The organism is Novosphingobium tardum (assembly GCF_042652045.1).
In the GTDB taxonomy this organism is placed as follows: domain Bacteria; phylum Pseudomonadota; class Alphaproteobacteria; order Sphingomonadales; family Sphingomonadaceae; genus Novosphingobium; species Novosphingobium tardum.
This window is the reverse complement of sequence record NZ_JBHSDR010000006.1, coordinates 1,157,714-1,172,524: the sequence shown is the minus strand read 5'-3', so window position 1 is coordinate 1,172,524 and position 14,811 is coordinate 1,157,714. Positions and strand designations below refer to the sequence as shown.

Below are 14,811 nucleotides of genomic sequence, written 5' to 3'. Positions count from 1 at the left end.
GGAACTTGTCGGCCACATCTGCATCATGGAGTGATGCACAAGGGGGTGACAGCGGGCTTGGCGCAACCAGCCGACACGGCGCAAGGCGCTGGCGAGGTGGCGCACAGCTACCGGTCGGTTCGCGCGCTGAGCGAAGCGCTGGCCGCGCCGCTGTCCGATGCCGACGCCACGCTCCAGTCGATGGAAGACGCCTCGCCCGCCAAGTGGCACCTGGCGCACACGACGTGGTTCTTCGAAACCTTCCTGCTGCGCGAACGCGTGCCCGGATACGCGCGCTTCAGCGACGACTGGCCGTTCCTGTTCAACAGCTATTACGAAAGCGAAGGCGCGCGGATCGACCGTTTCGCGCGCGGGTTGCTGTCGCGCCCGACCCTGGCGGAGGTCATAGCCTATCGCGCCCACGTCGATGCCGCGATGGGGCCGCTGCTGGACGATCCCGAATGCGCCGGGCTGATCGCGCTGGGGCTGGCGCACGAACAACAGCACGAGGAACTGCTGCAGACCGACATCAAGCACGCCCTGTTCCAGAACCCGCTCGGCCCCGCGTTGTGGCCGCCGCAGCCCCGTGCCCGGCTTGCCATGGAAGGCGCGCCGGCGAAGTGGATCGAACATTCCGGCGGGACCGTTTCGATCGGCCATGACGGCAACGGATTCGCCTTCGATTGCGAAGGGCCGCGCCACGAGGTGCTGCTTCAGCCTTTCGCGATTTCGGCCGCGCTCGTCACGAACCGCGAATGGGACGCCTTCATCGCCGACGGCGGCTATGCCCAGCCGCTGCTGTGGCTGTCCGACGGCTGGGCCTGGGTCCGGCGCGAAGGGATCGGCGCGCCGCTCTATTGGGACGGCACGCGGCACTTCACCCTGGCGGGCTGGGAAGAGCGCGATCCCGATGTGCCGGTGACCCACATTTCGTATTTCGAGGCCGACGCATTCGCCCAGTGGGCGGGCGCGCGTCTGCCGATCGAGGCCGAATGGGAAGCGGTTGCCGCCGCCTCAGATCCGGCATCGGGGAACCAGCTCGACCGTGCCGGTCCGGTCCAGCCGGTCGCTGAGGCTGCGCCCTCCCTGTTCGGCAATTGCTGGCAATGGACCCGCTCGGCCTACCTGCCGCACCCGCGTTTTCGCGCCGCCGAAGGCGCGGTGGGCGAATACAACGGCAAGTTCATGTCGGGCCAGTTCGTGCTGAAGGGCGCGAGCTGCGCGACACCACGCGGCCATTCGCGCGCGTGCTACCGCAATTTCTTCTACCCGCACCAGCGCTGGCAGTTCACCGGACTGCGGCTTGCCAAGGACATGTGATGGCTTCCGACCACGGCTTGCGCGCAGGATTGCGGATCGTTGACGAGGATGCCGACGGCGTCGACCGGGCATTCCGGGAAGACGTGCTGCGCGGCCTTGCCCAGCGCCAGAAGGCGGTGCCTTCGCGCTGGTTCTACGACGAGGCGGGTTCGCGCCTGTTCGAGGACATCACCGCGCTCGCCGCCTATTACCCCACGCGCGCCGAGACCGAGATCCTGGCCCGGCGCGGCAGCGAGATCGCGGGGCTCACGGGCGAGGGGCGCGCGGTCGTGGAATTCGGTTCGGGCAGCAGCGCCAAGACCCCGCACCTGCTGCGCGCGATCGCACCGGCGGCCTATGTGCCCATCGACATATCGGGCGATTTCCTGCGCAAATCCTCGGCCGCGCTGGCCGCCGATTTTCCCGGCCTCGCGGTCTTTCCGGTCGAGGCGGACTTCACCAAGCCGGTCGAACTGCCGGGACTGGTCGCCGGCCTTCCCAAGCTCGGCTTCTTTCCCGGTTCGACCATCGGCAACCTGGTGCCGCCGACCGCAGTGGACCTCTTGCGCTCGATGCGGGCCACCCTCGGGGACGGATCGCAGCTTCTCATCGGGCTCGACCTGATCAAGGACCCGGCGATGCTGGTCGCAGCCTATGATGATGCCGAGGGCGTGACTGCCGCGTTCAATCTCAACCTGCTCGACCGGATCAATCGCGAGCTCGACGGCGATATCCCCGTCGCGGCCTTTCGGCACGAAGCGCGCTGGAACGATTCGCTCTCCCGGATCGAGATGCACTTGGTTGCCGGCAGCGACGTCGACTTCGAAGTGGCGGGCCAGCCGTTTGCGATTCGCGCCGGCGAATCGATCCACACCGAGAACAGTCACAAGTACGAACCGAGAGGCAGCACGATGCTTCTTTTGGCCGGAGGGTGGACCCCTTTGGCACGCTGGACCGATTCGCAAGAGCGCTTCAGCGTCGTCCTTGCCGAGGCGAGCGAGCCGCGTTCCGCACCCTGAGGGCTGTGGATAAATTTGCCTTTTCCCAACGTTAGTTGAGGGCTGATCTCCTCAGTCCGTCTCCGCTGAGTCTCGTTCTGGCGCGCGAGTCGCGCGCCCTCCGAAAGCGGCGGAAATCCGTGGCAATGACGAATGTCACATGTTTCGAAGTAATTGCTCTTGATGGTTAATCCCCTTGCAACCATTCCGCACCGGTGGTTTGGATAGGGCACGTGGCAGCCAGGTCATGCGACTCGCTCAGGCACTTTCGAGGCCAGCGGAAAAAGCATCCGGCACACGAAGGGCGCAGCGCAGGTTTGGAATCACTCCTCCCCATCCGGGGCAGCTGTTCGTCCTGCGTAAATGACTTCGCCCCGGGGCCACGCGGCCGCCGGCACCAGTTCGAGGCATATGACGCATGGACTACGAAAACGCCCCCCACGGGAAGCTCGACCAGGCCACTGACGGCCATGACGCTGCAGCAATGCGCGACATGCGCGATATGGCGGCGGCAGCGGCACCGGTGATCGCGGCGACGGCCGCAGCGGTCGCGCGCAGCGGCGGCGTACCCCTGCTTCCCGGCGCGGACGGCGTGGTCGTCCTGCCCACGGGTGCCAGCCTCGACGACATCACCGTCAGCGGGCGCGACCTCATCGTCACGATGCCCGACGGCACTGTCTACGTCATTCCCGAAGGCGCGGTGTTCGTGCCCGAGATCGTGGTCGACGGCGTGGCCGTGCCTCCGCTCAACCTCGCCGCGCTGCTGATCGGCGAGGAGCCGATCGAACCCGCAGCCGGCCTGGTCCGCAGCTCGGGCGGCAACTTCTTCGATCCCGCCGGTCCGATCCAGGATGCCTATAAGATCGGCGACCTGCTTCCGCCGACCGCGCTGCAGTTCCCCGCGCAGCAATCGCGGGAAGTCCTGCCGGCGCTGCCCGATCGCCCGTCGACCGCGATCATCGTCACGCCCGACCAGCCGGCCGGCACGACCGCCGCGACCGCCACCGTCAACGAGGCCGGGCTTCCGGCGCGTGGTGCCGAGCCCGCGGGCAGCAATCCCTCCGCGCCGAGCGAGGGCACGACCGGCACGATCGTGTTTGCGGCTCCCGATGGCCTTGCATCGCTGACCATCAACGGCATCGCGCTGACCGGCGTGGGCCAGACCTTCGTCAGTCCGCGCGGCACGCTGACGATCACCAGCTTCGACCTCACCGCCGGCACCGCCGGCTACAGCTACACGCTGACCGACAACCTCGTCGGCGCGACGCTGGCCGACGTGTTCACGGTCGTCGTCGTCGACACGGACGGCGATACCGCCACCGCCACCCTGACGGTCAACGCCATCGACGACGTGCCGACCGCGCGCGCCGATACCGATGCGGTCGCCGCGGGCAGCTATGCCGTGCAGACCGGCAACGTCATTACCGGAACGGGCACCACCAGCGGCGTGGCCGGCGCGGACACCCCCGGCGCCGACGGCATCACCGGCGCCGGCGCGGGCATCACCCGCATCGCGAGCGCGGCGATTGCCGCGAACGCCGACACCAGCTTCGACGCGTCCGGCAACCTCCAGGTCTCCGGCCAGTACGGCGTGCTGACCATCAAGGCCGACGGCAGCTACAGCTATGCCCGCAATCCCGGCACCGCCGGCGGCGTGAACGACGTCTTCAACTACACCCTGACCGATGGCGACGGCAGCACTTCCACCTCGACCCTGACGATTGCGATCGGCGACGCGATGCCTTCGCTCGACTCGCTTCCGGTCGTCGGTCCCTCGACCACCGTGTTCGAGGCGGGCCTGCCCGCGCGCGGGACCGAGGCTCCCGGCTCGCAGGCTGCCGCGCCGATCGAGAGCACCAGCGGCACCATCGGCTTCACCAGCGGCGACACGCCCGCCGGCGTCACCATCAACGGCACGACGGTCGCCGTCGGCGCGGTGATCACGGTTCCCTCGGGCATGCTCACGATCACGTCGTTCGACCTGATGGGCGGCACGATCGGCTACACCTTCACGCTCAACGACAACACCTCGGGCGACAACACGACGATTCCGTTCACGGTCGTCGTCACCGACGTCGATGGCGACACGGCCTCGGGCAACTTCGTCATCACCGTGGTCGATGACGTGCCCCTGGCGGTCAACGACACCGCGACGCAGTCGAGCGAGAACGCGCCGGTCACGATCAACGCCTTCGCCAACGACGTTCCGGGCGCCGACAGCGTCGCGCCGGGCGCGATCGCGGCGGTTCCGGGCACGCTCAGTGGCGCGGGCACGCTTGCCTACAACGGCGACGGCACCTTCACCTACACCCCCGCCCCGGGCGAAACAGGCGCGGTCACCTTCGACTACACGATCACCGACGGCGACGGCGACAACAGCCGCGCGACAGTCACCATCACGCTGCAGGCCGATTCCTTCCCGACCATCTCGGTCCTTGGCGGCAACAGCGTGGACGAGGCGGGCCTGCCCGCGCGCGCCGGTGAATCGGCCGGCTCGCAGGCCGCGGGCAACGGCGAGACGACGACGGGGAGCATCTCGTTCAACACCGGCGGCGACACGCTTGCCAGCCTGGTGATCAACGGGGTCGACGTGACCGCGGGCGGCTCGGTCACCTCCGCGAAGGGCGTCCTTACCGTCACTCTCGCCAACGGCGTCTATGGCTACAGCTACACGCTGAGCGACAACACCCTGGCCGATCCGGACAGCGACAGCTTCACCGTGACGCTGACCGACAGCGACGGCGACAAGGCCAGCACCACGCTGGTCATCGCGATCGCCGACGATGTCCCGGCCGCAGCGGACGACAGCAATTCGATCGCCGCGGGCAGCTATGGCCCGGCGACCGGCAACGTCCTCGCCAACGACACCCCCGGCGCCGACAGCGCGGTCGTGACCGGCTACGCCGGCAGCGGCTCGTCCGGTGTGGCGGGCGCGACCGTCGCGGGTACTTACGGCACCCTGACCATCGCCGCCGACGGCAGCTACAGCTATGCCCGCAATCCCGGCACGCCGGGCGGGGTGAGCGACAGCTTCACTTACACCATCACCGACGGCGACGGCGACAAGGCCACCGCCAACCTCACCATCGCGCTGGGCGACAGCACCACCACGCTGACCCTGCCCACCGCCGGGCAGGCGGGCGCGGTCGTTGCCGAGGCGGGCCTGTCGACCGGATCGGCCGCGGCCACCAACACCGAGTTCGCGAACGGCTCGTTCACCTACACCGCGCCTGACGGCCCGGCGACGATCGTCATCGGCGGCACCACGATCACCACGGTCGGCCAGGTCATCACCGGCACCTACGGCACCCTGACGATCACCAGCCTCGCGCCGGGAGCGGTAGGCTACACTTACGAGCTCACCACCAACACCTCGGGCGACAACACGTCCGACAACTTCGCCGTGTCGGTCACCGATCTCGACGGCGACAGCTCGGCGGGGACGCTCTCGATCGCGATCATCGACGACGTGCCGACTGCGCGTGCGGATGCAGACAGCGTGACCGAGGACGGTCCGCTGGTCGCCGACGGCAACGTCATCACCGGCAGCGGCGGCACCGACGCCAACGTCACCGACGGCGTCACCGACACGCAGGGCGCCGATGGCGCAGCCATCACCGGGTTCAGCTTCGGCGCGACCACCGGCACGGTCGGCAGCGCGCTTGCCGGCACTTACGGCAGCCTGACGCTCAATGCCGACGGCAGCTACAACTACGTCCTCGATAACAGCAACCCGCTGGTCCAGGGCCTCAACGGCACCCGCAGCCTGACCGAAACGTTCGGCTACACCCTGACCGATGGCGACGGCGACAGCCGGACGACCACGCTGACGATCACGATCAACGGCTCGAACGACCCGGTCACCATCACCGGCCTCGACCTCGCCGGGGGCGAGGAGACCGTCTACGAAGCCAACCTGCCCGACGGCACCGCACCCAACGCTGCCGCGCTGACCCAGACCGGCACGTTCAGCGTCGCGGGGATCGACGGAATCACCGCGATCACCGTCGGCGGGATGACCGTCTACACCGGCGGGGCCTTCGTGGCCGGCCGCACCGTGGTCAACGATCACGGCACGCTCACGATCACTTCGGTCACCCCGGTCAAGGACGCGACGGGCGCGACCGTTTCGGCCGTGGTCGGCTACAGCTACACGCTCAACGACAGCACGGTGGCGCACACCGGCGCGGCCAATGCGCAGCTTATCGACACCTTCGTGGTCACCGCGACCGACAGCGACGGCTCGGTCGCGACCGACCGCCTCGAAGTGGTCGTGGTCGACGATGCCCCGATCGCGCGCGACGACGGCCCGATCGCGGTGCCCGAGCAGGGCTCTGTCCTGATCAACGCCTTCGCCAACGACAGCGCCGGCGCCGACGGCGTCGTGCTGGCGATCGGCGTCGCGGTTTCGGCCAGCCCGACCAAGGGCACGGTCGTCTACAACGGCGACGGCACCTTCTCCTACACCGCCCTCCCTGGCGCTGAAGGCACCGACAGCTTCACCTACCGGATCACCGATGCCGACGGCGACGTCTCGCTCGCGACCGTCACGCTGAACCTCCTGGCCGACTCGGTCCCGATGGTGAAGTCGACCACCAACCTGACGGTCGACGAGGACGGGCTGCCCGGTGCGAACACCGACGCCAATCCGCTTCAGGCCAATCCCGCGGAAACCGCCGGCTCGGGCAGCACCTCGGCAACGGGCACTGCCACGGTCAACTTCGGCAAGGACGTTCCCGCCGATCTGCTGGCCGCGATCGTCCTGGTCGACAATCCGGCCTACGACACCCAGCTCAAGACGCTGTCGGGCCAGCAAGTCGTCTTCGCGCTCGAAGGCGGCGTCCTGATCGGCCGCGCCGGTTCCTCCGCCGGCGCCGAAGTCATCCGCGTGACCATCACCGGCGCGGCGCTCGGGCCCAACCCTGGCGACGTGGTCTACACGTACACCACGCTCCTTTCGCAGCCGGTCCAGCACGTCGTCGCGGGCAGCGAGGACACCGTCACGCTGAGCGGCGTGACCTTCCAGGTCACCGACAGCGACACCGATACCACGACCGGCGCGTTCAACGTCTCGGTGCTCGACGACGTGCCGACCGCGCTCGCCGATACCGATGCGCTGGCCGCGGGGACCTTCGGGCCTGAGGGCGGCAACGTCTTCACCGGCGTGGGCACCACCAGCGGCGCGGCCGGGGCCGATGTCGCGGGCGCCGACGGCGCGCGCGTCACCCTTGTCGGGCTGATCGTCAACGGCGCGTTCGTTACCGGCAGCCAGCATTTCATCACGCCGGGCGGATCGACGACGATTCAGGGCCAGTACGGCGTCCTGACGCTGAGCGACGACGGCACCTACAGCTACACCCGCGACGCGGGCAGCCCGGGCGGCGTCAACGAGACCTTCTTCTATCGCCTGACCGATGGTGACGGCGACTCGTCGGGCACCACGCTGACCATCGCGATCGGCGACTCGACCCCGACCCTGACCGTTCCCGACGCGGGCGGCGCGACGACCACGGTCTATGAAGCGGGCCTTCCCGCCCGGCCGGGCGAGTCCGCCGGTTCGAACCAGGCGGCGCCGAGCGAGACCGTCAGCGGCACCGCCACCTTCCATTCGCTGGACGGCGCGAGCGCGCTGATCATCAACGGCGTGACCATCAATGGGTCGACGACCTTCCCGATCACCGTCACCGATCCGGCGAACCCCACCGGCACGCTGGTGATCACGTCGGCGACGTTCGACGAAACGACCGGCGACGGGTCGTTCAACTACACCTACACCCTCACGGACAACACCAGCGGCGACGCCACCAGCGTCAGCTTCCCGGTGACCTTCCTCGATGCCGACGGCGATCCCGCGAACGCGACGCTGACGATCAACATCGTCGACGATACGCCGACCGCGGCCGACGACGTCGCGACGCAGACGACCGAGAACCAGCCGATCACGATCGCCGCGCTGACCAACGACACCTTTGGTGCCGACAGCGTCGCGACGACCGATGCGACCAAGGTCTTCGTCTCGACCCAGGGCCAGTACGGCACCGTCACCTACGATCCGGCCACCGGGCTGTTCACCTATACCCCGGCCTCGGGCGCGGGCAGCGACGGCCACACGACCGACACCTTCCAGTACACCATCATTGACGGCGACGGCGATCCGTCCACCGCGACGGTCACCGTCACGCTCCAGCCGGATTCGGTGCCCGTGGCGCTCGACGTCCTGGCCAAGGTCGATGACGACGGCCTGGCCGGCGGCAACCCGACCGGCGACGCGACCAACGGCGACGACAACCAGAACGCGGGCGAATCCGGCACCGGAACGTCCAGCGAGGCAGTGTGGACCGGCACGCTCGGCGTTTCCGCCGGCACCGCCGACGCGCCGCTGACCTACACCCTGGCCTCGGCCGCCGGCACCACGCTGGTGGGCACCGAGCAGGCCACGCTGACCTATAATGCGGCCACCAACACGCTGACCGCGACGGTTGCGGCGCTGGATGGCGGCGGCGTTGCCCAGGCCCGCGCGGGGACCGTCCTGTTCACGGTGCAGATCACCGACACCCACAGCGGCGCCTACACGGTCACGCTGGTCAACCCGATCCACCAGCCGACGCTTGACGGGCTCGCGGGCGACAACACCGAGAACAACTCGACCGTCGCGCTCACCTATACCGTCAGCGACAGCGACACGAACCCGGTCGGCGGCGACACCGACACCGGGACGATCACCATCAATTTCGACGACGACGTGCCGACCGCGGATTCGTTCTCGGTAATCCAGCCGAACGAGAACCAGGCGTTCTCGATCAGCCTCGCCGGACACTTCGTCGCGGGCGCGGACGGCGTGAACCTGGCCACCGGGGTGAGCTTCACCACCGCCAGCCAGGGCACCGTCACCTACAATGGCAACGGCACCTTCACCTACACCCCGGCCTCGGGCGCGGGCAGCCCGCCTGCGGGGACGAGCGACAGCTTCACCTACACGGTGACCGACGCCGACGGCGACAGCGTGACGAAGACCGTTTCGATCACCCTGCAGCCCGACTCGACGCCCAGCGTCAAGACGACCACCAACCTGTCGGTCGATGAAGACGGCTTCGCCAATCACAACCCGGACGGCGGCGCGCTGATCCATCCGACCGAGACGGCGGGCAGCAACAGCCTGACCGACACCAGCGGCCAGGCCGTGGTCAACTTCGGCAACGACGTCCCGGTCAATCTCGCCAGCTCGATCGTCCTGGTCGACGACGCAGCCTACGACACGCAGTTCGTAACGCTGTCCGGCGCGCCGGTCGTCTTCGCCGTCGAAGGCGGCGCGCTGGTCGGCCGCGAGGGTTCGGCCGCGGGCGCCGAGGTGATCCGCATCACGCTGACCGGCGCGACCGCGGGACCGGGCACGGGCGACGTGACCTACACGTACTCGACCGTTCTTTCGCAGCCGATCCAGCATGCGACCCCGGGAATTGAGGACACCGACACCCTGAGCGGCGTGACCTTCCAGGTCACCGATCGCGACGGCGACACGACCACCGGTTCGTTCAACGTTTCGGTTCTCGACGACGTGCCTTCGATCAATGTGACGCAGGGCACCGAGGCGAACGTGGTCCTCACCACGCAGGACGCCGACACCGCCGGCCCGCTCACCGACAGCGACTCGTCGACGGCGCGGTTCAGCAGCATCTTCGCGCTCTCCTCTAACGCGGGAGCCGATGGCACGACGACCACCCCGTCGCTGTCCTATGATCTCGCCGTGACCGGCGGGGCCTCGGGGCTGTCCAGCCACGGCGTGGCGATCACCCTCTACGAGCTGGCCGACGGATCGATCGTCGGCTCGACCTCGGGCACCGCGCCGACCACGATCGACGGATCTGTCGTGTTCCGCGTCTCGGTGGCGAGCGACGGCACCGTCACGCTCAACCAGTACCAGCAGGTCGATCACGCGCCCGAAACATCGCCGGTTCCCGGAACCGACGCGCCGTTCGCGGACCAGTTCGCGACCCTGGCCAACGGGCACATCACGCTCACCGCCAGCGCCACGATCACCGACCGCGACGGCGACACCGCGACCGACAGCGAGACGATCGACCTGGGCGGCAACATCTGCTTCGCCGATGACGGCCCGTCGCTCACCAACGTGGCGGCCGGAGCTGCCGTCAGCGTTGACGAGACCACTGCCGGCGCGAACTTCGCCGGCGGGCCGATCAGCGCCACCTCGCTGACTTCCGCGATCACCGCCACGACGGCCTTCGGGGCCGACGGCCAGGCGCTGACGGGGGCCACCACTTACGGCCTCACCATCAACGGCGGCGGTACGACCCTGCTCAAGACCGCGATCGGCGATTTCCCGATCACGCTTGTCCAGACCAGCGCCACCACCATCACCGGCCAGTACAACGGCACCACCACCGCGTTCACCGTCTCCATCGGCAGCGACGGCAAGGTCACCCTGACTCAGAACGTCGCGCTCGAGCACAACACCGACGGCAACACGCCTGCGGCGTATGACGACACGCTCGACCTGACCGGCCTCGTCAACGCGACGATCACGATCAAGGACTTTGACGGCGACACCGCGACCGCCAGCCAGGCGATCGGCAACAACATCGTATTCCGCGACGACGGCGTCGATGCGGTGCTCGATACCAACGGCATCTCGGGCGGCGGCACTGGCCCGGCGACGGGCAACGTGCTGACCAACGACTATCGCGGCGCCGACGGTTCCTCGATCACCCTGGTGACCAATACCGCGGCTGGCACGAGCGACAGCACGGTCGATGGCAGCGGCAACTATGTCATCGCCGGGCAGTACGGCACCCTGACACTCAACGCGACGACCGGCGCCTACAGCTACACCCGCACTGCGGGCGCGGGCGGCGGGGCCAGCGACGTGTTCAACTACACGCTGACCGACAACGACGGCGACTTCGACACGACGACGCTGACGATCCAGATCGGCGACCTGATGCCGGTGGCGACCACCGCCAGCGCGGCTGTCGACGACGAGGGCCTCTCGGGCGGGATCCTGGGCGGGACGGGCGACATCGACGCCAACACCTTCACCAACCCCGACGATCTCGACAGCACCAGCGAGGCGATCTTCAAGGGTCTGCTTGGCGGCACTCCGGGCGACGGCACGAACACCTTCGCGCTGACCGCGCTGACCAACGACACCCAGGTGATGGGCCAGGAAACCGTGACCTACACCGTCTCGGCCGATGGCTCGCTGCTCACCGCCAGGATCACGTCCTCGCCCGATACCGGACGGCTCGGACTGACGCTGTTCACGGTCCAGATCACCAATGCCAACACCGGCGCCTATACGGTGACGCTGGTCGACAACGTGCTGCACACCGCGGCGGGCGCGGAAAACGACGTCGACATCACGCTCGGCTACAAGCTGACCGACCAGGATCTCGACGTTTCGACCGCCGGCGTCCTGTCGATCAAGTTCGACGACGATACGCCGACGGCCAGCCCGGTCAGCGCCATGCAGGCGACCGAGAACCTCGCGTTCACCATCCCGCTTGCCGGCAGCTTCGCGGCCGGCGCCGATGGCCTCGCGCTGACGGGTGCGATCACCTTCACCCAGCCGACGCAGGGCGTGGTGACGCTGAACGGCACGACGCTGACCTATACGCCCAACCCGGGCGCGGGCAGCACCAGCGTGCTGGACTCGTTCACCTACACCATCACCGACGGTGACGGCGACACCGCGACCCAGACGGTCTCGGTCACGCTCCAGCCGGACTCGGCCCCGATCGTGGCCAATGTGACCGCGACCGTGGACGATGACGGCCTGGCCAACGGCAATCCGCTCAGCACCGCGGGCGACATCAACGCCAACGTCGGCGATCTCGACGGCGCGCTGTCGAGCGAGGCGAGCTTCCGCGGCCAGCTGACGGCCAACTTCGGCAACGACACCGGCACGGTCAGCTTCGCCAACCTGAACGGCACCACCGGCCAGGTCGGAACCGAGACGGTTACCTACACCTGGAACGGCACCACCAACGTCCTGACCGCCACCGGTCCGCGCGGCATCCTGTTCACGGTCAGCCTGACGCCCTCGGGTTCGTACACTGTCACGCTGGTCGACAACGTGCTTCACGCAGCGGGCGGAAACGACGAGACGAGCGCTCCGGTGGTCGATCTCTTCTACCGCGCGGCGGATAGCGACGGCGATGTCGACACCACCGGCAAGCTGTCGATCACGTTCAACGACGATGCTCCGACCGCGGTCGCGGCCAAGCCGGTCGCGCTCAACAACGCGATCGGAGGCTCGAACTCGGCCTACCTCGATGCCGACAACGACGTCGACAACAACATGGGCGCCGATGGCGGCAAAGTCATCTTCACCGCGGCCACCATCACCGCGCTGCAGGGCCAGAACCTCACCTCGGGCCTGACCTCGCTGACCTACCAGCTCAACAGCGACGGCACGGTGCTCACCGCCTACAAGTCGACCGACGCATCGCTGGTGTTCACCATCGCGCTCCAGCCGAACAACTTCTCCGACCAGTACGTCGTGACGATGGCGCAGCCGCTCGACTCCAAGTCGTCGATCGACTTCAACGCCGGTGGCTACAACTTCGTCGGCGGCAACGGCTCGTGGGCAGGGTTCACCAGCCCGACCGTCGGCAGCCAGGACCTGCTCCTGACGCCGATCCTCAACAACACCGGCAACAGCACGGTCAATACGAACGCCAACGAGGGCGGCATCGGGTCGGGCAACTCGGTCGGCACGGGTGAAGCGATGAGGGTCGATTTCGTGATCGACCTCACCGGCAGCCCGGTGTCGGGCGGCGACTTCTCGACCAACATGACCCAGTCGTTCACCGGCCACTACGTCGCGAACGGCGCCAACGCCCTGATCACCGCGATCACGAGTTCGAGCACCGTGACCATCGTCGCGAAGGACGACGACGACTCGGGTGTCCTCAAGACGGTCGGCGACGGCACGATCGATCCGCTGACCGGCGTCGGGATCAGCTACAACGGCGCCAGCCTGCTGGTCACCACCAACGGCAGCTACAGCGTCGGCGGGCACGTCTTCACCGTCACCTTCAGCGGCGGGGGCGCCAGCGTCTCGGGCGTCGTCGATAACACGCGCCTCGCGGGCTACACGGCCGATGGCTACAACAGCATCGAGTTCGGCTACGGCGGCGGCAACACCTTCAAGATCGGTGATTTCGGCGCCACGACCGTGACCAACGACCCGGTGAACTTCACCGCGCCGATCTCGGTGATCGATGGTGACGGCGACCTGGCCAGCTCGGGCAACCTGGCGATCACGCTGAACCCGACGACGCCGCCAATCGCGCTCGATCTCAACGGCGACGGCGTGACTTTCGCCTCGCTCGCCGCGGGTACGACCTTCGACTACGGCTCGGGCCAGGTGCACACCGCCTGGGTCGGCCACGGCGACGGGCTGCTGGCGTTCGACGCCAACGGCAACGGCAGCGTCGACAGCGGCCGCGAGATCGCCTTCTCGACCGGTGGCTCCGATCTTGCCGGCCTTGCCGCGCGGTTCGACACCAACCACGACGGGCTGCTCGATGCCGGCGACGCCGACTTCGCGAAGTTCGGCGCGTGGCAGGATGCCAACGGCAACGGCGTGTCGGATCCGGGCGAATTCCATACCCTGACCGAACTGGGGATCGCATCGATCACGTTGACTTCGGACGGCAAGGCCTACACTGCCGCCGACGGCGACGTGACCGTGGCCGGAAGCGCGACCTTCACCCGGACCGACGGTTCGACGGGCACCGTGGCCGATGCGGCCTTCGCCATCGCGGCGCTGGCCAAGAACGAGGCGAAGGTGGCCGAACTGGCGGCGGGCAACGCAGCGCTGGCGGGCGTCCTCGCCACTGCCGCCGCCGCGGTCGTCCCGGCGCTGCCGGCAGCTGCCGCGGATACCGCGCACGACACCGCAGTTGTGACCCTGGATACGGTTCACGAAGCGCTGCAGTCGCTGCCGACCACCGCCACCACGCTCAAGCCGGCGGGCGATCTCTTCGCCCCGGCGGCCGAGCAGGCTCCCCACGATCCGCAGTCGCATCTCGGTTCCGCCGACAACGACAACGGCGCGGGCCGGGCCGCCCTCGAAGCGCTGGCTTCGCATGCCGACGGCGGTGCGGCCGATCACGGCGATGCCGGGCTTCAGGTGGCGGCCTCGGCCGGCGCCAGCCCGGTGGTGACCTTCAACGCCGAAGGCACGCAGATGATGGACGCTCTGCTGGTGATGGGCGGCGGCCAGGCCGCCACCGCGGGGCAGCAGCATGTCGCCGACGCGGGCACGAACCAGGAAGCGGTCAAGGCGGCGTTCGCCGACACCGCCGGGGCCCATTTCGTCGATAGTGTCGTCAATCACTTCGCCGGCGATGCCGGGGCGGTAGTCCACACCGGCGGCGCCGATCTTGTCGCCGCGCTGTTCGCCAGCGTGGGAGGAGATGCCGCGAATACACCGGTCTTCTTCCAGAACCAGATCGCGGACGACCTGAACGCCATCGCTGCGGCGCACGGGTAATAATGGCGGGCCCGCGTG

Annotated in this window: 3 protein-coding genes; all 3 read left to right on the top strand. The window is 68.3% G+C overall.

What is annotated here, in order from left to right; genetic code table 11:
- The first annotated feature begins 33 nt into the window (after positions 1 to 33).
- Positions 34 to 1,299, top strand: a complete 1,266-nt coding sequence (egtB, locus tag ACFO0A_RS13655) for an ergothioneine biosynthesis protein EgtB (protein ID WP_379539550.1) — start codon at positions 34 to 36, stop codon at positions 1,297 to 1,299.
- On the top strand, positions 1,299 to 2,297 hold the full coding sequence (egtD, locus tag ACFO0A_RS13650; protein ID WP_379539549.1) for an L-histidine N(alpha)-methyltransferase: 999 nt from the start codon (positions 1,299 to 1,301) through the stop codon (positions 2,295 to 2,297). The genes egtB and egtD overlap by 1 nt, the downstream gene beginning before the upstream one ends.
- Positions 2,298 to 2,694: 397 nt before the next feature.
- Positions 2,695 to 14,793 carry an Ig-like domain-containing protein gene (locus ACFO0A_RS13645; protein ID WP_379539548.1) on the top strand — a complete coding sequence of 4,033 codons (12,099 nt, stop codon included), beginning with the start codon at positions 2,695 to 2,697 and terminating at the stop codon, positions 14,791 to 14,793.
- Positions 14,794 to 14,811 lie beyond the last annotated feature (18 nt).